Below are 20,679 nucleotides of genomic sequence, written 5' to 3' on the forward strand. Positions count from 1 at the left end.
CTGCTCCTGGCCGTGAATTCCGCCCATTAGATCAAAGCCGCCGCGCCCGGTCCAAAGAGCCATGCCCAATCCGGCTTGGGAAATTTGCCCGAGCTGCCATCTTGCCGTGCCTCGCAATTGGCAAGGCGCGGCGGCGTTGTTAGGCTGACCTTACCAAATTTTGGGGTGATCGCATGCGCCTTGTGCTTCAGCTTGTCGCCCGTCTGCTTCTCATCGTCGCGCTTTGCCTCGGGGCGGCGACCATCTGGGCCACGTTCGACGCCTATCGCAGCGTCGACCGGGCGACTGCGGCCTCGGCGCAGCGGGTCGCCCAGGCTCTGCAAGCCCTGTACTGGCGCGAATTCTTGTTGCGCAGCAGCAGAACACGCGAGCAGCTTCTGCCGGTTCCGGAGTGGCGCACGCTGGAGACGATGAAGCTGATCTCACCCGGCGTCTGCGTCGAATTCCAACCGGCCATCGCATTCGAAAAGCCGCTCTGCGGCCAGAGCGAGGGGCTCGGCAAGGCGCCGCCGCGCTGGTTTGCATCGATTGTGCCGACCTTCCTCGGCAGCCATGCCGAAGCGATACGGCCCGTCAGTCCCCGCGCGGCGACCGCCGGAACGGTGGTCGCGACGCCGGATGAAACGGCCGCCATCTCGCTCGCCTGGGAATACATCCTCAACGTGATCGACGTCGCGCTCTTGATGGCGGCGGCGATCGCGCTCCTGGCTTCGCTCGCGATCGCGCATGCGCTGGCGCCGGCGCGCACGATCGTGATCGCCTTGCAGCGCATGGCCCGCGGTCAGTATCGCACGAAACTGCCGCGCTTCCGCTCGATGGAGCTGGCGATGATCGGCAGCGCCGTCGGCGAGCTCGGCGGCCGGTTGGAGGAAGCGACCGAGCAACGCGCGGCGCTGACGCGGCGCCTGATCGAGATCCGTGATGACGAACGCCGCGCGCTCGCCCGCGAGTTGCACGACGAGTTCGGACAAAATCTCTCGGCCATCCTCGCCTTCGCCAACACCATCGAGACGGCGAGCACGAAGGCAGACAAGCACAACGATATCGTGCAGGACGCGCGGATGATCTCGCAGGCCACGCATCATCTGATGGCCTCGCTACGCGACGCGCTGAAGCGCCTGCGCAATCCCCTGCCCGCCGAGCTTGGGCTGGAGGCGAGCCTCGTGAATTTGGTGGATAGCTGGCGCTCGCAGAGCGCGGCGCGGCCGACGATCCAGCTCGATCTTAAGGGCGACCTCACCGACATTAGCGGCCTGGCTGCCACCACCGCCTATCGCGTCGCGCAGGAATGCCTGACCAACGCGCTGCGCCACGGCGCGGCACGCGAGATTTCGCTCAGCGTCGAACGGCGCGCGGGCGACGACGATGCATTGCTGATCCGTGTCGAGGACGATGGCGGCGGCGACGCAGCACGCGTAAAGCAGTCGGCCGGCTTTGGCCTCACGGGCATCCGCGAGCGCGTCGCAGCGGCCGGCGGCTCATTCTCGATCCTGCCCGCCCGAGGCGGACTCAGCGTCGCCGCCACCATCCCGCTCGCCGCGTGAGGCCGGCATGAACGAGATTACGGCAACAGGCATCTCCGTGCTGCTGGTCGACGACCATCCGATCGTGCGGCAAGGCTATCGGCGCGTGCTGGAGAGCCAGGGCGATCTGCATGTCGTGGCGGAAGCCGACAACGCCGCGGATGCCTACAGCGCCTTCAAGGCGCGCGATCCTGATGTGGTCTTGCTGGATATCTCGATGCCCGGCGCGAGCGGGCTGGAAGCCATCCGCAACATTCGCGCGCGCAGCCCGCGGGCCCGGATCCTCGTTTTCACCATGCACAACGAAGCCGTGCTGGTGAAGGCAGCCTTCAGTGCCGGCGCCAGCGGCTTCGTCACCAAGAGCAGCGAGCCGTCCGCGGTCGTGTCCGCGATCCGCAGCGTGGCGCGCGGCGAACGCGCCATGAGCGACGACATCGCGCACATCCTGGCCGAGGACAGCCTGTCGGCGGGCTCGGCGCTGGATCAACTGGGCGAACGCGAGATCGAGATCCTGCGCCAGTTCGCCGGCGGCGCCACGACCGAACAGATCGCCGCGCATCTCAATCTCAGCGTCAAGACGGTGCAGAACTATCACTATCTGATCAAGACCAAGACCGGAGCGCGTACGGATGCGCAGCTCGTGCGGTTGGCGGCCAATTGTGGGCTGACCAGAATCTAAAGCCTGACGCGAGCGCTTGCTGCGACCAGAATCTGGTTCCCGACTGGCCATCCCAACGAAGGTCTCCAAATCTCTCTTAGATTGTGCTAGGCTTCACCACAGGCACGGCATTCAGCACCAAGCCGCCAGTGGATGTGTGTCCAACTCCGATCTTTCGTCGAGAGCCAGTTTGGACGGCTCTCGAGGCCGCCCTCCTTCCCGTTGTATGTCTTGCACGACAACAGGAGACGCTTTCATGAACATCAGGAACAGTCTTCTTACAGCACTGATCGCCTTCGGCGTTCTTGCGACCGGGCTTACGGAAAGCGCGGCAACGGAGGCGAAAAACCAGATCACGATTCTCTATGACGCCTTCGGCACAGATGAGGCGATGACGAAGGACTGGGGTTTCTCCGCCCTTGTCGAGATCGCGGGAAAACGCATCCTGTTCGATACGGGTAACGATCCCGAAATCTTCGCGGCGAACGTGAAAGCCAAGGGAGTTGATCTCTCGGACCTCGACTTTGTCGTTCTTTCACACCGCCACTCCGATCATATGGCCGGCTTGTCCTACCTCCTGAGCATCAATCCGACGGTCAAGATCTACGCGCCAAAGGAAGGATTTGGCATCTACGGCTCGTCTCTGCCGTCCGGCTTCTACCGCAAGGACGAGGCTTTGCCGCCGGAGATGCGATACTATGCAGGCAAGCCGCCCGCGGTGATGAAGTTCGGCACGGCATGGGCCCACGCGAACTTCGAACTGATCGATCAGACCACCGAGATCGCTCCCGGTATCACACTTATCTCGCTGATTTCCGACGCGCCGGGCACGAGAGAACTCAAGGAGCTGTCCTTGGCCGTCAACACGGCCGACGGCATGGTCCTTCTGGTCGGTTGTTCGCACCCCGGCATAGAGCGCATCGTCGAAGCGGCGACGGGTATCAATCCCAGGATTCATCTCATCGCGGGGGGATTTCATCTGGTCGTCGCACCTGACGAAGCTATCGCGAAAGTCGTTACCGCCCTCAAGGACAGGTTCAAGGTCGACAGCGTAGCCCCGGGACATTGCACCGGTGAGCCGACTTTTGCCGCGCTCAAGAAGGCGTTCGGCGACAACTATCTCTACGCAGGCCTCGGCACGTCGATTCCGGTTGCAACGGTTGCGGGCGTGAATGTCAGGCGCGGGGAAGGTCCGACGCTCGACGACCTTGCGACCTATCGCAAACTCGCTGGGCGCGAAGACCCGTTCGGCATATTGCGCTTGCGCAGCTCGCATTTGGCGGCCGCGCTTTAGGGCGCTGGCCCGCGGCTCGCACTTTAGATCATGCTGTGACCGGTAGGATTGGAACTGACACCGTCGCGCCGTGGTTAGTAGCGGAGTGAGGGAGTTGCGCCATGAGTAAGGCTATTCGCGAAGCCATCCATCATCCCCCGATCATCACTGTCGGCGAGCTCATCGATGAACTCTGCCGTCTGCCAGACACAGCGACGATCCAATTCCACTGCCCCATTCTCGAACAGGAACTTGCGTTCTACCGCCTTCGAAAGCGGTCAAAGGATGTGGTCGAAATCGAAGTCAATACCTATCCGGAAAGCCCGTCGGTCGTGCCATCGGCCAACGCCGCCTTACGTGCGCGAAAAAAGACCCATCATCCGCGCTCGCTCGGCAATGGCAGCGTTGCCCATAAGGTCTGAGATAGAAACCGACAGGTCCCGTCAGGTGTCGCGGCTTCGGACCGCGCGAAGGCAGTCCGGCCGACGCCTTCAGCCCGCGCAATACCAGCGCGAGAGTCAAGACGCTGCAGAACTATCATTATCTGATCAAGACGAAGACCGGGGCGCGCACGGATGCGCAGCTCGCGCGGCTCGCAGCGGCTTGCGGGCTGACGAATTTCTGGCGTCGCTCGAGTTCCGTTACCCCGCGCGCCGAAGTTCCTCCGGCCGCAATGAAATCCAACCCAAAGCAAATCTCCGCCATCAACTCCGAGCAAATTCAACGTTAAGCGCGGCCACAGCGCGTCTCGCAAAGAGCTCCGCTGCTTTCAGGCCCCGCGACTGAAATGAATCGGAGTGAAGCGACATGCACCAACTGCCAAACGACACTATCGCAGTCACCCTGCCGGACTTCGGTCAATCCATGACCGTGCTCGGAGATCCCGGGTTGGCAACCGATGACTGGGGCGGAAACGATGCGTTGACGGCAGCCATATCGAGTCTCAACTCGAACGTGACGCTCGTTGGGGAAGACCTGGTGGCCATGCATGGCAATTCTCACGGAGGAAACGACAGTCTCGTGGTGAGCGTAGATGGCGGCTGGGATAGTGCCGTCACCGTTGGTGATGCCCAATCCATGGCGGACAATACCCAGGGCGGGAACGACACCCTCAATGTCGATGCCCACAACTCGCTCTACACCAATGTTTATCTCTATGGCGACGTCCAGGGCGACATGTCGGGCAACGCGGGAGGCGGAAATGACACGCTGACGGCGTCGACCGGATGGAGATCGTTCGGGTCGCTCAGCGGAGACGCTGGGGGTGCCATGAGCGGCAATGCGCATGGCGGGAACGATACGCTGAGCGCCACGGATTACGGGATAAATGGCGGCGGCGACGCACTCAGCGGCGATGCCACGGGTGCCATGACCGACAACGCGGTCGGCGGAAACGACATCCTGACCTTTGCGGCGAGCAGCGACGCCCAGCTGGGAGGAGGAAGCCTGTCGGGCGATTCCGGAACGTCCATGTCCGACAATACCCAGGGCGGGAACGATATCCTCACTGCCGTCGTCGATGGCGAGCGAGCTGCTTTCAGCACGACGTTGTATGGCGACGCTCCCACGATGTCGGGCAATGCTCACGGCGGGAACGACATCCTCACCGGCGGATCGAGCCCCGATCGCCTGGCGGGCGATGCGATGAGCTACGCTCCTTCCTCACCCGGCTCGATCACCGGAGGCACGGATACCCTCAACGGTGGTGGCGGCAATGATCTCTTGTGGGGCGGGCCGAACAACGACACGTTCGTGTTCAACACGGGCTCCGGCCAGGACATCATCAACGACTTCAATCAAGGCAACCAGGCTGTCGGCAGCACCACCAGCGAACATGACCTGATCAACCTGGATGACTACGGCTTCGCAGACTGGGCAGCCCTCTCCAGCCTCATTGGCGACAATAGCGCCGGCGATGCCGTGATCCACCTCACCGCCAACGATACCATCACGTTGGACGGCGTGCACACGGCGGCCCTGCATCCAACGGACTTCGTCATCTGACGGCTCACAGCCACGCAGGATGATGGGATGGTGGTCACGAGACAATCGTCGAGGCCAAGCCCGTCATCCTGCCAAAGGCACAAGCAGGAGCGGATCAAACCCCAAGCTGCGATGCGCGCAGGCTCCGCAACCTCACGCCGCCTTCAGCCCGCGCAATACCAGCGCCAGCGTGGCATCGACGCGCGCCGCGAGATCGGCGTCCTTCCATTCGTCGGCATGAGCCGGATGGTGAAAGCGGACGGTGGCATCGAAGATCGCGCGTGCGGTGGCCTTGACGTCGTCCACGGCGAACACGCCCTGCGTCACGCCGTCGGTCAGGATCGCCGCGATCTGGTCGATCATGGTGTCCTTGTGACATTTGACGGCTGCACAGGCCTCGCGCGCCAGAGTCAGATAGGTGTCGAACATCTCGGGGTCGTCGAGCACGCGCGAACGCTTGGCGGCGAACAGGGTGCGCAGCCAGCGGTCGAGCCGCGCCGGGGCCGGGCCCTGCTCTTCGGCGAGCTGGCGTAAGGGCGCGTCGATGCGGTCCAGCCAGCGTTTTGCGACGGCCTCGCGCAACGAGGCCTTGCTCGGGAAATGGCGGTAGACGCTGCCGTGGCTCACATCGAGCGCACGGGCCACGTCGACCACGGTGGCCTTGGCGAGTCCGTAACGCCGCAGCACGTCCTCGGTGACTTCGAGGATCCGCTCCGGCGTCAAGATAACGGCTTCGTTCATGCCAGCACCATGTTCCCGTTGAGGGCTCAGTTACCCGGCGATGGGGCTGCTTCCGAAGCGCCCGTGCCGGTCGTTTCGGAAAGCTCTCGCCTTAATGAGGCAGTTTTGCAGCCTGCGCCGCGATCTGGCGCGCCACCAGTAAATTGAGCCAGTGCCCAATCGTCCCGGTCAAATTGATGATTTCGGTCGTCATTGTCGTAAGTCTCCAATCAATTGGCGGTCCCCGTTGTTCAATTGCGACCCTCAATCCCCCATTTGCTTGGGACGTCGGGCTCCCGGGACGCCGCCAGACGCCCAATCGGAGCGTCCGAGAATCGATATACACGTCTCGCTGACAGATTTCAATATCTGTCAGTCAATGATCCGTGATTGACAGTTAATATCTGCGAGCTTCCCCTGAGGCCGGCTGCCCATCGCCCCGCCGCCGCCGGGCCGATGATCCTGTCCAGCCCAATCATCCCCCGCTACGTTGCCGGCGCCGTTTGTTTCGCCCTCCCCGCTCTGCTAGATCACGGCGTAAAAAGCATTTTGGCAGGTCGCCCCTTCCGGGTCGCCCGCCCACCTTCCTGGAGCAGTCCAATGATCCCCCGCTATACCCGCCCGGAAATGGCCTCGATCTGGGAGCCGCAGACCCGGTTCAAGATCTGGTTCGAGATCGAGGCGCATGCGGCGGACGCCCTTGCCGAGCTCGGCACGATCCCCAAGGAGGCCGCCAAAACGGTCTGGGCCAAGGCCAAGGACGCCAGTTTCGACGTCGCCCGCATCGACGAGATCGAGCGCGAGACCAAGCACGACGTCATCGCCTTCCTCACCCACCTCGCCGAGATCGTCGGCCCCGAGGCGCGCTTCGTCCATCAGGGCATGACCTCCTCCGACGTGCTCGACACCTGCCTCAACGTCCAGCTCACCCGCGCCGCCGACCTGCTGCTCGCCGACCTCGACAAGGTGCTGGCGGCGCTGAAGAGGCGCGCCCTCGAGCACAAGATGACGCCGACCATCGGCCGCAGCCACGGCATCCACGCCGAACCCGTGACCTTCGGTCTCAAGCTCGCCTATGCCTATGCGGAATTCTCGCGCGCCAGGGAGCGCCTGATTGCGGCGCGGAAGGAAGTCGCCACCTGCGCCATCTCCGGTGCGGTCGGCACTTTTGCCCAGATCGATCCGCGCGTCGAACAGCATGTTGCCAAGGCCATGGGCCTCGTCCCCGAGCCGATCTCGACGCAGGTCATCCCCCGCGACCGCCACGCGATGTATTTCTCGACGCTCGGTGTGATCGCTTCCTCGGTCGAGCGTTTCGCGGTGGAGATCCGCCACATGCAGCGCACCGAAGTGCTGGAGGCCGAAGAGTTCTTCTCCGAAGGGCAGAAGGGTTCGTCCGCGATGCCGCACAAGCGCAATCCGGTGCTCTCGGAAAACCTCACCGGCCTGTCGCGCATGGTGCGCGCCTATGTGACGCCGGCGCTGGAGAACGTCGTGCTCTGGCACGAGCGCGACATTTCGCACTCCTCCGCCGAGCGCATGATGGGCCCCGACGCCACCGTGACGCTCGACTTCGCGCTGGTGCGCCTCGCCGGCCTGATCGACAAGCTGCTGGTGTACCCCGCTAACATGCAGAAGAACCTCGACCGCCTCGGCGGCCTCGTGCATTCGCAGCGCGTTCTGCTGGCGCTGACCCAGAAGGGCGCAAGCCGCGAGGACGCCTACAACCTCGTGCAGCGCAACGCCATGCCGGTCTGGCGCGGCGAAGGCGACTTCCTCCAGCTTCTGAAGAAGGACGCTGACGTGAAGAAGTATCTCACCGACGCCGAGATCGAGGAGCAGTTCGACCTCGGTTATCACTTCAAGCACGTCGACACGATCTTCAAGCGCGTGTTCGGCGAGAGCTGAACGTCCTTCGTAGCCCGGGTGAGCGCAGCGATACCCGGGACTTCCCTCACAAAGATCCCGGATGTCGCTTCGCTCATCCGGGGCTACAAATCAAGGCGGACCTTCCTCATGCCCATCGTCAACCGCGTTGCCGCCCTCTCCGACGAAATGGCCGCCTGGCGCCATGACCTCCACGAGAACCCGGAGCTGCAATATGACGTCCACCGCACCGCCGGCATCGTCGCCGACCGCTTGCGCGAGTTCGGCTGCGACGAGGTGGTGACGGGGATCGGCCGCACCGGCGTCGTCGGTGTGATCCGCGGCCGCAAATCCGCCTCGGGCAAGACCATTGGCCTGCGCGCCGACATGGACGCGCTGCCGATCATGGAGACGTCGGGCGTCGCCTACGCCTCCAAGGTCCCCGGCAAGATGCACGCCTGCGGCCATGACGGTCACACCGCCATGTTGCTCGGCGCCGCCAAATATCTCGCCGAGACCCGCAACTTCGATGGCACCGCGGTCGTGATCTTCCAGCCCGCGGAAGAAGGCGGCGGCGGCGGCAAGGCGATGGTCGAGGACGGGCTGATGACGCGCTGGAACATCCAGGAGGTCTATGGCATGCACAACATGCCGGGCCTGCCTGAAGGACATTTCGCGACCACGCCGGGTGCGATGCTCGCCTCCTCAGACAACATCCAGATCACCGTCCACGGCAAGGGCGGCCATGCCGGCGCGGGTCCGCACAAGTCGATCGATAGCGTGCTGATCGGCGCGCAGATCGTCAACGCGCTGCAATCGATCGTCGCGCGCAACGTCGATCCGCTGAAGTCCGCCGTCATCTCGATCACGCAATTCCACTCCGGTACGGCCTTCAACATCATCCCAGAGATCGCCGAGCTCGGCGGCACCGTGCGCACGCTCGACCCTGAAGTGCGCGATCTCGTCGAGCGCCGCATCGGCGAAGTCGCCGACAGCGTCGCGCGCGCCTATGGCGGTTCGGCGGAAACCAAATACACGCGCATGTATCCGGTGACGATGAACCATGCGCGCGAGGCTGGCCTTGCCGCCGACGTCGCCCGCGACATCGTCGGCGCCGAGCGCGTCAACGACAAGTTCATTCCGATGATGGGCGCCGAAGATTTTTCCTTCATGCTTGAAGCGCGCCCCGGCGCGATGATCCTGGTCGGCATGGGCGACGGCAACGAGTGCCACCACCCGGCCTACGTCTTCAACGACAACATCTTGGGCCACGGCGCGTCCTATTGGGCGCGACTCGTCGAAACGCGGATGCCGGCGGGTTAGCGCAGGTCTCGTAGGGTGGGCAAAGCGAAAGCGTGCCCACCAGAGCCTTCTCCGCTGCGAATGGTGGGCACGGCGCTTTGCGCCTTTGCCTACCCTACAACACCACTCATCCCTGATATTGCAGCACGTGCATGCCGGCGTTCCAGTCGGAGACGAACATCAGCCCGTCCGGCCGGACATAGGCGTCGCAGGTCTTGGCCGCGAGCGCGACGTTCGGGCGGGGGTCGATGAGCTTTTTCGGTGTCGGCGGCACCCAATACGCGATCTCCTTCGGTGCGAAGGCGTCCCTGACGTCGAATACCCTGACGCCGGCATTGTTGTAGGTCGCGAAGATTGTCTCCTCGCTCTGGAACGAGCCCGGGCGGTTCTCGTGCAGATTATGCGGCCCGAAGGTGCCGTTCGTGCAGAAGTCGCGGTCGCGCGGGGTCGGCAGGGTCGCGATCGGCACCGGGTTTCCTGGCGCGCGCACGTCAAGAACGAATGTATGGAACAGGCCCTTGGCGCAATTGTCCGCGTTCGCTTCGTCCGCGACGATTGCGAGCTGTCGCTTGGGCAGCGGCAGCGGCGTATGCGTGCCGCCGGCGAAGGGCGGCGACCAGTTGATGTGGGACAACAGCTTTGGATTCGTGGGATCGCTGATGTCATGAATGGTGAAGCCGCCATCGCGCCAGGCGGCATAGCCACGATCACCCGCCGTGATCATGTGATGGAGCGCAAAGCGCTTGCCCTTTGGCGTCGCCGGCTCGCCGGCCGCGCGGTTCATGCCCGGCAGCCACCATTTCGCGACGATCTCCGGCTTCGTGATGGTCTTGAGATCGACCACGCAAAGGATGTGGTCGGTGAACCCGTCGAGATGCGCCGACACATAGGCATAGCGCCCGCCCGGCCACCACAGCCGGTTGATGCCGAAGCCGGGCATTTCGAGGAACGCGATCTCGCGCATCTCGTTCGGCTTCGATATGTCGTGGATCGAGAGGCCGCAGCGGAATTTCTTGGCCTTGGTGATGCTGTCGACCAGCGTGTTCTCGAAATAGCCGCGCATGTTGTCGTAGGACTGCATCGCGACGATATTGGCACCGTTCGCAAGCAGCAGCAGGTCTTCCGCCACCTGTAAATGGTGGGTGCGGGTGTATTGTCCTGCGGTGAAGAAATTGACCGGCTTCAGCGCACGCGGATCGGATGCGTCCAGGATCGTCACACCGTCGCTGAACATGTGTCCGACATAGACGTGCTGCCGGTTGAACATCACCTGCACGCTGTCGGGCCGTCCGCCGATGTCGCTATAGGAGATGTGCTTGATGCCCTCGCCGATGCCTTCCGGCGGAATGTCCGCCTCTGAAGCCGATGCCGGCGTCGACCACCCGGACAGCGCGGCGGATCCGAGCACGGCCGACAATTGCTGAAGGTGATGGCGGCGAGAAAGTTGTGACATCGGTTTCCCCCATTTTTTTTGGGGATGATGCTCGTTTGCGCTAAGGCATGCAAGCCGTACGTCGCCCGCTCTCACCTTACGCCTGCACTCCCTGGTGCTGCATCGCAAAGTCTACCAGCAGTGTGAAGCCCAAGCTCTGAGCCCGATGGCTGGCTGAAGTCCGAAGTTATGCTTCATTATTAATTGCAGATTTCGGCCGGTATTTTCGCGGCGGGATTCGAAGGATGATTGGCCGTCCCGAGCCGGCATCCCTTGGCGATCGGCCTGCATCCGGCGTTGTTGCAGATCATTTGCCCCGAGGCTTGCGGCGTCGACGGCGCAGCCTCCGTTTGCTTCCGGTCCTGATCTCGCCTTCTTGAATCTTCGCGCGTCGCCACCGGCTTCTTCTCCGGCACCTTCTCGCATTCGTTGTCATCGCCGACATGATAGCCGGCCCGGCAGGTGATCTTTGCGCATTGATCGCCGTCGGCTTTGAAGCCGAAATTGCATACGAGCGGGCAGACGCGTCCCGGCTTTGCCTTCAGCGCATCGAGTGCGTCGACACTCGCGAGCTTCGCGTCGAACTGGGTGCCGGCATATTTGTTGAACAACGTCAGAGAGCGCTGCGTTGCGGCGTTCCAGTCGCCGTCGGGGGCGGCCGAAAGACAGCCGACGCGGCGCAGTTCGCTCTGAACCGATTTCGCGAGATCGCCGGGCAGCGGGGAGCTTGGCGGCGACGCCAGCGCGGCCACCTTCCTGCTCTCGGCATCAGCCGCCTGCTTTTCCGCCGCCTGCTTCACTGCGGCATCGGTCGCCGCCTTCTCGAGCGCCCGCTTCTCCGCGAGCGACTTGGCCGCGGCGGCTTCCGCCGCCTTGCGATCTCGTTCGGCCGCTTCCGCTTTGGCCTGCTCGATCTGCTTGGCCTTCTCGGCCGCGATCCTCGCCTCTTCCGCGGCTTTCGCCGCGGCGGTGGCTTTCTCCTGCTCGGCCTTCTGGGCTCGTTCGCTTGCGAGCCTCGCCTTTTCCTGTTCGGCCAGACGCGCCTTCTCCGTCGCCACCGTGCGATCCTCCTCGGCGGCAATCTTCTTCAACTGCACGCGGGCGAGATTGGCGTAAAAGCCGTCCGGATAGGTCTGGAGGAATGCTTCCCAGGCCTCGCGCAGGCCGGCCTGGAGGGCAAGCTCGTAGTCTTTGCGCACACTGTCCTGCGGATTTGCCTGCGGACCGGCTGCGGCGGGCCTTGCCGGCACCAGCGGCACGTCGCTGCCGCCCAGGGAGCCATAGACATACGGCTCCTGCTTGTTGCCGGTCTTCTTCAGGACGTCGTCACGGACAAACCCGAACGCCTTGCGCAGGTCGAGCCCGGGCTTCGGCAGATGATCGGTCAACGCGACCGCGAACGGGCTGTTCCGGGAGTCGCCATCCGACGCCGTCGATCCCGCCTTGGCCGCAAAGGCGATCATCGTGTTCGGACTGGTCGGCTCGACCTTGGCAAGCCCGCCACCAATCGCGCGCGAGGCCAGGGTGCGCTTCATCGTCTTGGCGAATGGGTTGTCGCGGCACGCATCGAGGATGACAAGACGAAGTTGTTTGGCCGGTTCGACCGCATACAGCGCCCGATCGAGTGCGATCGTCTCGTCGAGGACGTCGCCGTCGGTTTCCAGCATGGCATCGGTCGGAACGAGATAGTTGCTTCCGTCCAGCTCGATGCCGTGGCCCGCATAGTAGATCACGGCCATGTCGGCATCGCGCGTCCTGGCCGCGAACTCGCGGAGCGATCGCCGCATTTCGCTGGCGTTGAGGTCCAGCCTGATCTCGACCGTATCGAAGCCTGCGTTCCTGAACATGCCGCCGACCAGCCCGGCGTCGTTCACCGGGTTCGCGAGCCGCGGCGCGTTCTTGTAGGCGGAATTGCCGATCACGAGCGCGACCCGTCTGTCGGCGAGCGCAGATCCGCTAGCGAGCCAGACGGCGAAGACAGATATCAAAAGAACTCGAAAGACGTTCATACGATCGCCCAGTCCAGGTCATCCCATTTTCGTCTCGACACTAATTGCACACCTCATAGTTGCCGCCGGTCGCGCCATTTGGGCTCATTCTTCCGGGAATGGCCCCACTCACCAGCCTGCACCCCTTCTGCACCGGCCTGCATCCGGCAGAGCTGCAATAAATCTGTCCCGTTGCCTGCGGCGTCGATGGCGCAGCCTCCGTTTGTTTTCGATCCGTATCCCGCCTCCGCGAATCCTCGCGCGTCGCAACTGGCTTTTTCTCCTGCACCTTCTCGCACTCATTGTCGTCACCGACGCGATAGCCGGCCCGGCAGGTGATCTTCACGCATTGATCGCCGTCAGCCTTGAAGCCGAAATTGCAGACAAGCGGGCAGACCCGCCCCGGCTTTGCCTTCAGCGCTTCGAGGGCGTCGACGCTTGCAAGCTTGGCATCGAACTGGGTGCCGGCATATTTGTTGAACAGTGTCAATGAGCGCTGCGAGGCTGAATTCCAGTCGCCGTCCGCAGCCGAGGCAAAGCAGCCGACACGGCGCAGTTCGCTCTGCACGGATTTTGTCAGATCAGCCGCCGACAATGTGGATGCCGGCGCCGGCGCAAGAGCTGCAACTTTTTGCTCGACCTCAGGCATCTGCCGATCGGCCGTCGGCTTTGCCACCTGCTCCGCCTTCTCGGCGGCAAGCTCGGCCTTGGCCCTCTCCGCAGCCTGCTTCTCGGCCTGCGCTTTCGCCGCAGCGGCTTCGGCCAGCTTGCGCTGCTGCTCGGCTGCATCAGTCCGCGCCTGCTCGATCTGCTTCTGCTTCTCCGCCGCGATCCGGGCCTCTTCGGCGGCTTTAGCTGCCGCCGCCGCCTTGTCCTGCTCGGCCTTCTGGGCGCGTTCGGCAATAAGCCTTGCCTTCTGCTGTTCGGCCGCATTAGCTTTTTGCTCGGCCGACGCGCGCGTCTCCTCGGCGCCGATCTTGTTCAATTGGCCCTTGGCCAGATTGGCATAGAACCCCTCGGGATATTGCGCCAGGAAGGCTTCCCAGCCGTCGCGCGTGGCAAGCTGCAGCGCGAGCTCGTAATCCCTGCGAATAGAATCCTGCGGATTGGCCTGCGGACCGGTCGCGGCCGGCTTGGTCGCGACCAGCGGTACGTCGTCGCCACCGAGCGAGCCATAGACATAGGGCTCCTGCTTGTAGCCGGTGCTCTTGAGCACGTCGTCGCGCACGAAGCCGAACGCCTTGCGCAGGTCGAGGCCCGGCTTGGGAAGGTGCTCGACCAAAGCGACGGCGAACGGGCTGTTCCTGGAGTCACCGTCAGACGCGGTCGAACCGGCCTTCGCGGCGAAGGCGATCATGGTGTTGGGGCTGGTCGGCTCGACCTTGGCAAGCCCGCGTCCGATCGCGCGCGAGGCCAGCGTCCGCTTCATGGTCTTGGAAAACGGATTGTCGCGGCACGCGTCCAGGATGATCAGGCGCAGCTGCTTGGCCGGCTCGACCGCGAACAGCGCACGCTCCACCGGGATGGTCTCGTCGAGCACGTCGCCATCCGTCTCCAGCGTCGCGTCGATCGGAATGAGATAGTTTGTGCCTTCCAGCTCGATGCCGTGGCCGGCGTAATAGATCACGGCCATGTCGGCATCGCGGGTCCTGCCGGCGAACTCACGCAACATGCGCCGCATCTCGCTCGCGCTGAGATCCAACCTGACGTCGACGGAATCAAAGCCGGCCTTCTTGAACATGCCGCCGACCAGAGTGGCATCGTTGACGGGATTGCCGAGCTTGGGCGCACTCTTGTAGGCGGAATTGCCAATGACAAGCGCCACCCGCCGGTCCGCATGGGCCGGTCCGCAGGCGAGGCCAATGGCCAAAATCAACAAAGCAAATATCCGAAACGGAATCACTTGCGTCCCCCCGGATGCAATTCCATGAGACTATTCGGTAGCATCGCCGATTGCCAATTCTTCCTATGTGATACTTGTCACATAGGGGGCTCTATCGGGGGTATGGCTAATGCAGCGAAGCGTCGCCCTGCTTTCGAGCTGACACCGAAGCCGTCCGTTGGTTCCGTTACATCTGCACCACCTCGTGGCGCATCACGAACGGTGCAAGCAGTGCGTGCACCTCGCGCGCAACCGCTTCGCGCTTATCCGCCGGCAGGCCCGCCAGCGTCACGGTGGCGATCGAGCCGTGGCTGCCGTGAGCGCCGACCCTGACCTTGCAGTCGATGCCGCGCTCAGTGAGGGGTGTCAGCACCTTCGTGAACACGCGCTGGGCTGCGTCCCAGCGCAGCTGCGGCTTGAACACTTTGCCGACGCCGGTCACCGGCATCGGATCGATCGGGATGACCTGCACCGGGACAGCCGCGCGCTCCGGAGTACGCTCGCGCACCCACGTCTCCAGCTCCCCCGGCTCGACGGTCGCGCCCTGCTTCAGCTGCACATATCCCACCGGCAGTTCGCCGGCATAGGCGTCGGGTTGGCCGACCACCGCCGCAAAGCCGACGGCGGGATGGCGGAACATGATCTCCTCGATCGGTGCCGGATCGATGTTGTGGCCGCCGCGGATCACGAGATCCTTGGCGCGGCCGGTGATCCAGAGATAACCGTCAGCATCGAGCCGGCCAAGATCGCCGGAATTGACCCAGACCTCGTCGACGAAAGCACCCTTGTTGTGCTCGTCGTTGAGATAGCCGCCGAACACGCCGGGCCCGGCCATGATGACGACGCCGATCTCGTCCGGCGCGCAGTCGCGGATCAGCTTGCCGTCAGCATCGAGCTGGACGATGCGGACCCGCGCGTAAGGCATGGGAAGGCCGACCGAACCGAGTCGGATCGGCCGTGACGGATAGGCCAACGTGTGAACGCTCGAGGTCTCGGTCATGCCGTAGACCTCGACGACAGGCAGCTTGAGCTTGTCCTGGATCGCAGACCCCACCGCGACCGGGATCGCGGAGCCGCCACCGGCTGCATATTTCAGGCTGGAGATGTCGGCATCGCCAGGCGGCACCGCGAGCGTTGCGGCGAGCACCGTCGGCACGCTCGACAGCGCTTCTGGCTTGAAGCGCTCGACCAGTTGCCAGATGTTCTTGACCGCATTCGGATTGCGCCATCCGCTCGGCGACAGCACGACCAGCGAACCGCCGGCCGAGAGCGTCGTCAGCACCTGCGTCAATGAGCCCCCGACGTGAAACAGCGGCATGCCGAACAGCATGTTGGCGCCCGGCTTCGACTTCAGCAGCAGATTGAGCGCCCAGGCTTGATACACTTGGTTGGCATGCGTGTGCCGCACCAGCTTTGGCGTGCCGGTGGTGCCGCCGGTGTGGAAATAGGCGGCGATGTCGCTGCCCAGAATCTTGCGCCCACTGATAAGGCGGTCTGAAGGCTGCTGCCTGATCAGGTCGTTGAACGTAAGGATTCCCCTCGCCGGATCGCCAGCACCGAACACCTGCACGATCGCCTTGAGGTGCTTGAGTTGCGGCCTGATCTGCTCGACTTTCTGCCAGATGTCGGTGCCCGGCATCGGCCCGAGCGCCACCAGGACTTTTGTGTTCGCGGCCTCAAGGATCTCCGCGATCTGGTGCGGCTCCAGCAGGGGATTGACGGGATTGGCGATGCCGGCGGCCTCCGCGCCGAACAGCGTCACGAAGGCGTCCGGCACCAGCGGCAGCATGAAGCTGACGACGTCGCCCTTCTCGACGCCGAGCGCGTGAAACATGTTGGCGGCCTGTGTGACGCGCGCGATGAAATCACGGTACGTCACCACGACCGGCGTGTCGGCGGGATCGGCGTTTTGCAGGAACTGGAGCGCCGGCCCGTCGGGGTTACGGGCCGCACCCAGCCTGATGGCCTCGTAAGTGCTCTCGGCCGCGACGCGATCGGCGTAAGGGACCTGCTCGAACGCCCGAACCTCTGCGTCCGTCGCCAGGTCTGGATAGTCGCTGCCGATGAGCCGATCGAGCGCGTGGATGCCCGCCATGGAATTCCGTCCTCCCTCAGATGCATATCCCCGCGCCCTGTCTTTTGACTTTTTGGGTTGGCGAGACCTCGACCGATGGCCGGCCGAGCACGGGCAGAATGATGGATGATTTGGCCTTCGTCCATGACCTAACGGCCGCCGTAATCGGGGCTCTGGTGAGAGGCTTTTGAACCTGCGCGCCAGATCCGGGGACCAAGAACTGGCATTGGACTCACATGCCGGTGTCCTTGCCAGCGCCCTGGCGCAAGACTTGAGGTGATCATGACTACGCTCCCGCGGGATTGCGCTACCCGGCTGTTCATCGCGCTCGCCGTGACAGCAGGGATCATGACATCGGTGCTCGCCCTGCCCCGCGCGGCACACGCCGAGGACGGCCAGATCGACAAGATGCGCGCCAAGATCTCGGCCTTCATCAGCGACAAGATGGAGAAGCTCGGCGGGTCACGCATCGTCTACAAGGTGGACACCGATGGCCTGCGCGAGAGCGTCGTCACGGATTTGCGCGACGACGTCTACAAGAACCTGCGCGACGGCAAGATCGCCTTCTCCGGCCTTGCCATCCGTGACGGCGGCGTCGAGTTGAAGATCGCGGACGCCAAAGGCCGCGAACAACTCGCGCGCAAGCTCGCGTCGGCCGCGGAGGGATTGCCGTCGCATGCACTCGCCGTGACCGACGGCGGCGACGGAATGGTCAGGCTTGCCCCGACCAATGCGGCATCCGCCGCGCGGCTGCACGAGCTCGTCGAAGATGCCATCGCCATGATCGAGCAGCGTCTGAAGGAGGCCGGCGTCCAGCTCGCCAGCGTCCAGCCCGATGGGACCGAGCGCATCCGTATCTTCCTGCCCGGTGTGATGGAGCCCGAGCGCGTCACCGCGGTGTTCGCCCGAAGGGTCAAGGTCGGCTTCCGCCTGATCGACCTCTCGATGCCGCCGGACCAAGCGCAATCCGGCACGCCGCCGGCTGGCACGGAAGTCCTGCCCGGCTTCAAGGACAAGAGCCTTTATCTGGTCGCCAAGGACAGCGTGCTCGACGGCGACGACATCAGCTATGCGGGCCCGGGGTTTGCAAGCGCCACGAAAGAGCCGATTGCCTCGTTCCGCTTCAACGGCCGCGGCACGCGGCGCTTTGCCCACATCACCGAAGAGAATATTGCAAAGCCCTTTGCCATCGTGCTCGACGGCAAGGTGATCTCCGCCCCCGTGATCCGCGAGCCCATCACCGGCGGCTCGGGCCAGATCTCCGGCAATTTCACCCTGGAGGAAGCAAATGGCGTCGCCATGCTGCTGCGCGCCGGTTCGCTGCCCGGGCACCTCAGCCTGGTCGAGCAGCAGGTCGTGCAGCCCGCCGCCAAACCCTAAGAGCGGGGATCGCCCCACGCCCACGCCTGGTCCCGCCCCGCCCTATCCGGCGCCGAGGTCCACCACGCCGAGGCTCGTACCCGGTGAGCCCCGAATCGCGGGCGCACCACGGCCATACCCACCGCCAAACAGGCAATTGCCGAAACGCCCGATCAGGCTAAAATTTGCCTCTTGCGGCACGGCGGCCCAAAGCTTCATTCAAGCGGTCGTCGTTCGATTTCGGCTATAGGTGTCGAGAAGACCGACCGTGACTGAAGGCCTTACGCGGGGATAGTACCATGCCGTCCGGCAGCGCAGACATTTCGTCGATCCTCGACCGCATTCTCGAGGCGGCGACGGATAACCTCAGGATCGCGAAGATCCTGGTCCAGATGGGCCTCGATCCGAACAACGTCACCTATGACTCGATCTTCAATCGGATGCTGGAGATCTTCGTCCAGAACATCACGCTGGCCAATATGTTTGCCGCGGTCGGCGCCGGCTTCTTCGTCGCCACCCTCCTGATGCGGACGATGGTTCCGCTGCGCGTCGCCAACATGGTCGGCTGCGCGTTCTTCGCCGTCTTCGGTGCGCTCTCTGCCAACGTCTCGACCTTCCTGCTCTATCTCCTGCTGCTACCGATCAACGCCTTGCGCCTGCGGCAGATGCTCAAGCTCGTCAAGAAGGCGCGCCATGCGGCCGAAGGCGACATGTCGATCGAATGGCTCAAGCCGTTCATGACCGAACGCAAATATCGCCGCGGCGACACGCTGTTCAAACTGGGCGATCCAGCCAAGGAGATGCTCCTCACGGTCACCGGCAAGTTCCTGGTCAAGGAGATCAATATCGAGATCATGCCGGGCGCGCTGATGGGCGAGCTCGGCTTCCTCACGCCGGGCAACCGGCGCACCGGAACGATCGAATGCATCGAAGACGGGCAGGTGTTGACGATTACCTATGACCGGTTGCTCGAGATCTACTTCCAGGATCCGCAATTCGGCTACTACTTCCTGGTGCTGACCAGCCAGCGCCTGCTGCAGAACATCGAGCGCCTCCAGAAGCAGCTGGCGTCGGAGCGCGCGGCCACCACGAACAGGATCGCGTGATCGATTGCCCCTCGCCGCTCAGTTCAACAGCAGCGCCATGCCCGGGTCGCCCTTCTCCATCGCACGCCGATAGCCCGCCCGCGCGCTGATGCGGCCGAGATATTTGACCACGTTGGGACAGCGCGACACGTCATAGGGCTGGAAGTAGCGCATGGTGGTGAGCGAGAATACCGTCATGATGTCGGCGGTCGTGAAGGCGCTGCCCGCAAGGTATTCGGCCTCGCGAAGCCTTGCGTCGAGAAGATCGAAGGCTCGATCGAGACGCCCCTTCATCGCGAGCAGGGTCGGATTGTCCTTGGCGAGATCGAGCCGGCTCAGGATCATCATCCGCCCCATGCCGGGTTGCAGGGTGCCATTGGCGAAGTGAAGCCAATACAGAAACTGCGCAAAGGCGGGATCAGTGGGCTCGAGCACGAGTCGGCCGTTGCCATATTTTGCAACGACGTAGTCGACGACCGCGCCGGATTCCGCGAGCACCAGTTCGCCGTCGGTGATCACCGGCGCCGCCCCAATCGGATGCAGCGCCTTGTACTCGGCCGGAGCCAGCATGGTGACGGGATCGCGCGCATAGCGCTTCAGCTCGTAGGGAATCGCCAGCTCCTCGCACAGCCAGACGATTCGCTCGGACTGCGACTTGCCGAGATGATGGACGGTGAGCATGAGGCCTCCTGCGATCGCAATTGGATAGTTCGTGACCCACATCTTACTCCGTCATTGCGAGCGCAGCGAAGCAATCCAGACTGCCACCTAGGAAAGATCCTGGATTGCTTCGCTGCGCTCGCAATGACGATGCGGAGGCAGCAGGCCCGATGCTTCCTCCCATGCCCGCCCTACCCCGCCTCGTCTGTCACCATCCGCGCCACGACGCGGTCGCGGCGGATGAAGTGGTGCCAGAGGGCGGCGATCACGTGAACCGCGATCAAGGCGAGCAGCACATAGGCAAAGAGGATGTGGCGGTCTTCATAGGCGGCCGCCACCGCGCGGTCGGGAGCGGTGAATTGCGGCACGTGAAACAGGCCGAAGAAGTCCGAATAATCAGGTGCGTGCGCACCGGAATGCGCCCAGCCGAGCATGGTGACGACGATGACTGCGAGGTAGAGCGCGCCGTGGCTGACATGGGCGGCGACCTTCTGCCACCGCGAGGTCTCGGCCGGCATGGCGGGCGTCGGGTTAAGGAGGCGCCAGACCAGGCGCAGCACCGTGAGCAGCAGAATCACATAGCCGATATCGGCGTGGATCGAGCGGTAGAAGAAGCGGTCGGGACGCGCCGGGATGTGGTTCATCCACCACCCGAAGCCGATCATGCCGATGATGGTCAGCGCCAGAACCCAGTGCAGCCATCGGGAAATGCTGCCCCAGCCGTGACTGGTATTTCTGATCATGTCGGCTCTCCGGAGTTTTGCGGGCCTGTCCCTATCCGCGCCGCAGTCCGGCAGCTGATATCGGGTCTATGCGGCAATCGCGAAATCGAATCGGTCCAAATTAGCCCTAAGCGCCCCTGCCGCAAAACCGC

The 20,679-nt window shown here is 63.6% G+C and carries 16 protein-coding genes and 1 pseudogene; 10 read left to right on the forward strand and 7 right to left on the reverse strand.

Annotated elements, in window-relative coordinates; all coding sequences use genetic code 11:
• The first annotated feature begins 173 nt into the window (after positions 1-173).
• From IVB45_RS24205 to IVB45_RS24230, 6 genes and pseudogenes are all read left to right on the forward strand, one after another.
• On the forward strand, positions 174-1,544 hold the full coding sequence (locus IVB45_RS24205) for a histidine kinase (protein ID WP_247287251.1): 1,371 nt from the start codon (positions 174-176) through the stop codon (positions 1,542-1,544).
• 7 nt (positions 1,545-1,551) lie between these two features.
• Positions 1,552-2,202, forward strand: a complete 651-nt coding sequence (locus IVB45_RS24210) for a response regulator transcription factor (RefSeq protein WP_247362395.1) — start codon at positions 1,552-1,554, stop codon at positions 2,200-2,202.
• Between the two features lie 235 nt (positions 2,203-2,437).
• Positions 2,438-3,475 carry an MBL fold metallo-hydrolase gene (locus IVB45_RS24215; RefSeq protein ID WP_247362805.1) on the forward strand — a complete coding sequence of 346 codons (1,038 nt, stop codon included), beginning with the start codon at positions 2,438-2,440 and terminating at the stop codon, positions 3,473-3,475.
• 101 nt (positions 3,476-3,576) lie between these two features.
• Positions 3,577-3,876, forward strand: a complete 300-nt coding sequence (locus IVB45_RS24220; RefSeq protein WP_007612080.1) for a hypothetical protein — start codon at positions 3,577-3,579, stop codon at positions 3,874-3,876.
• Between the two features lie 95 nt (positions 3,877-3,971).
• Positions 3,972-4,070: pseudogene (locus tag IVB45_RS24225) on the forward strand (DNA-binding response regulator); the annotation flags it as partial.
• Between the two features lie 191 nt (positions 4,071-4,261).
• Positions 4,262-5,458: a hypothetical protein gene (locus IVB45_RS24230; RefSeq protein ID WP_247362398.1), complete on the forward strand. Its 1,197-nt coding sequence runs from the start codon at positions 4,262-4,264 to the stop codon at positions 5,456-5,458.
• Between the two features lie 132 nt (positions 5,459-5,590).
• Here the strand turns inward: IVB45_RS24230 and IVB45_RS24235 are convergent, their stop codons facing one another.
• A complete protein-coding gene (locus IVB45_RS24235; RefSeq protein ID WP_027567688.1) occupies positions 5,591-6,178 on the reverse strand; it encodes a TetR family transcriptional regulator in 588 nt (195 codons plus the stop codon).
• A 579-nt stretch (positions 6,179-6,757) separates the two neighbouring features.
• On the opposite strand from IVB45_RS24235, the gene purB reads away from it, so the two are divergent.
• Together purB and IVB45_RS24245 are read left to right on the forward strand one after the other, a co-directional pair.
• Positions 6,758-8,065, forward strand: a complete 1,308-nt coding sequence (gene purB / locus IVB45_RS24240; RefSeq protein ID WP_247362401.1) for an adenylosuccinate lyase — start codon at positions 6,758-6,760, stop codon at positions 8,063-8,065.
• A gap of 108 nt (positions 8,066-8,173) precedes the next feature.
• Positions 8,174-9,346 (forward strand): M20 aminoacylase family protein, encoded by a 1,173-nt coding sequence (locus IVB45_RS24245; RefSeq protein WP_247362404.1) that lies wholly within the window; start codon positions 8,174-8,176, stop codon positions 9,344-9,346.
• A gap of 106 nt (positions 9,347-9,452) precedes the next feature.
• Here IVB45_RS24245 and IVB45_RS24250 read toward each other — a convergent pair whose 3' ends face one another.
• From IVB45_RS24250 to IVB45_RS24265, 4 genes are all read right to left on the reverse strand, one after another.
• The gene (locus IVB45_RS24250; protein ID WP_247362407.1) at positions 9,453-10,778 is read right to left on the reverse strand and encodes a hypothetical protein; all 1,326 of its coding nucleotides are present in this window, start codon (positions 10,776-10,778) and stop codon (positions 9,453-9,455) included.
• Between the two features lie 179 nt (positions 10,779-10,957).
• Entirely contained in the window at positions 10,958-12,766 is a 1,809-nt protein-coding gene (locus IVB45_RS24255; RefSeq protein WP_247362409.1) for a caspase family protein, read from the reverse strand.
• A 40-nt stretch (positions 12,767-12,806) separates the two neighbouring features.
• Positions 12,807-14,648 (reverse strand): caspase family protein, encoded by a 1,842-nt coding sequence (locus IVB45_RS24260; protein ID WP_247362411.1) that lies wholly within the window; start codon positions 14,646-14,648, stop codon positions 12,807-12,809.
• Between the two features lie 166 nt (positions 14,649-14,814).
• Positions 14,815-16,722 carry an acyl-CoA synthetase gene (locus IVB45_RS24265; RefSeq protein WP_247362413.1) on the reverse strand — a complete coding sequence of 636 codons (1,908 nt, stop codon included), beginning with the start codon at positions 16,720-16,722 and terminating at the stop codon, positions 14,815-14,817.
• Positions 16,723-16,983: 261 nt separating this feature from the next.
• On the opposite strand from IVB45_RS24265, the gene IVB45_RS24270 reads away from it, so the two are divergent.
• Together IVB45_RS24270 and IVB45_RS24275 are read left to right on the forward strand one after the other, a co-directional pair.
• A complete protein-coding gene (locus tag IVB45_RS24270; protein WP_247362415.1) occupies positions 16,984-18,081 on the forward strand; it encodes a preprotein translocase subunit SecD in 1,098 nt (365 codons plus the stop codon).
• Between the two features lie 278 nt (positions 18,082-18,359).
• Positions 18,360-19,166, forward strand: a complete 807-nt coding sequence (locus IVB45_RS24275; protein ID WP_027567682.1) for a cyclic nucleotide-binding domain-containing protein — start codon at positions 18,360-18,362, stop codon at positions 19,164-19,166.
• 18 nt (positions 19,167-19,184) lie between these two features.
• Here the strand turns inward: IVB45_RS24275 and IVB45_RS24280 are convergent, their stop codons facing one another.
• Positions 19,185-19,826 carry a glutathione S-transferase family protein gene (locus IVB45_RS24280; protein ID WP_247362417.1) on the reverse strand — a complete coding sequence of 214 codons (642 nt, stop codon included), beginning with the start codon at positions 19,824-19,826 and terminating at the stop codon, positions 19,185-19,187.
• Between the two features lie 170 nt (positions 19,827-19,996).
• Positions 19,997-20,548 (reverse strand): cytochrome b, encoded by a 552-nt coding sequence (locus IVB45_RS24285; protein ID WP_247362419.1) that lies wholly within the window; start codon positions 20,546-20,548, stop codon positions 19,997-19,999.
• Between the last annotated feature and the right edge of the window lie 131 nt (positions 20,549-20,679).

The sequence above is a fragment of the Bradyrhizobium sp. 4 genome (assembly GCF_023100905.1).
Lineage (GTDB): Bacteria > Pseudomonadota > Alphaproteobacteria > Rhizobiales > Xanthobacteraceae > Bradyrhizobium.

Coding starts and splice junctions, on each gene's coding strand:
- IVB45_RS24205 (WP_247287251.1), top strand. CDS start 174: ATGCGCCTTGTGCTTCAGCTTGTCGCCCGTCTGCTTCTCATCGTCGCG.
- IVB45_RS24210 (WP_247362395.1), top strand. CDS start 1,552: ATGAACGAGATTACGGCAACAGGCATCTCCGTGCTGCTGGTCGACGAC.
- IVB45_RS24215 (WP_247362805.1), top strand. CDS start 2,438: ATGAACATCAGGAACAGTCTTCTTACAGCACTGATCGCCTTCGGCGTT.
- IVB45_RS24220 (WP_007612080.1), top strand. CDS start 3,577: ATGAGTAAGGCTATTCGCGAAGCCATCCATCATCCCCCGATCATCACT.
- IVB45_RS24230 (WP_247362398.1), top strand. CDS start 4,262: ATGCACCAACTGCCAAACGACACTATCGCAGTCACCCTGCCGGACTTC.
- IVB45_RS24235 (WP_027567688.1), bottom strand. CDS start 6,178: ATGAACGAAGCCGTTATCTTGACGCCGGAGCGGATCCTCGAAGTCACC.
- purB (WP_247362401.1), top strand. CDS start 6,758: ATGATCCCCCGCTATACCCGCCCGGAAATGGCCTCGATCTGGGAGCCG.
- IVB45_RS24245 (WP_247362404.1), top strand. CDS start 8,174: ATGCCCATCGTCAACCGCGTTGCCGCCCTCTCCGACGAAATGGCCGCC.
- IVB45_RS24250 (WP_247362407.1), bottom strand. CDS start 10,778: ATGTCACAACTTTCTCGCCGCCATCACCTTCAGCAATTGTCGGCCGTG.
- IVB45_RS24255 (WP_247362409.1), bottom strand. CDS start 12,766: ATGAACGTCTTTCGAGTTCTTTTGATATCTGTCTTCGCCGTCTGGCTC.
- IVB45_RS24265 (WP_247362413.1), bottom strand. CDS start 16,722: ATGGCGGGCATCCACGCGCTCGATCGGCTCATCGGCAGCGACTATCCA.
- IVB45_RS24270 (WP_247362415.1), top strand. CDS start 16,984: ATGACTACGCTCCCGCGGGATTGCGCTACCCGGCTGTTCATCGCGCTC.
- IVB45_RS24275 (WP_027567682.1), top strand. CDS start 18,360: ATGCCGTCCGGCAGCGCAGACATTTCGTCGATCCTCGACCGCATTCTC.
- IVB45_RS24280 (WP_247362417.1), bottom strand. CDS start 19,826: ATGCTCACCGTCCATCATCTCGGCAAGTCGCAGTCCGAGCGAATCGTC.
- IVB45_RS24285 (WP_247362419.1), bottom strand. CDS start 20,548: ATGATCAGAAATACCAGTCACGGCTGGGGCAGCATTTCCCGATGGCTG.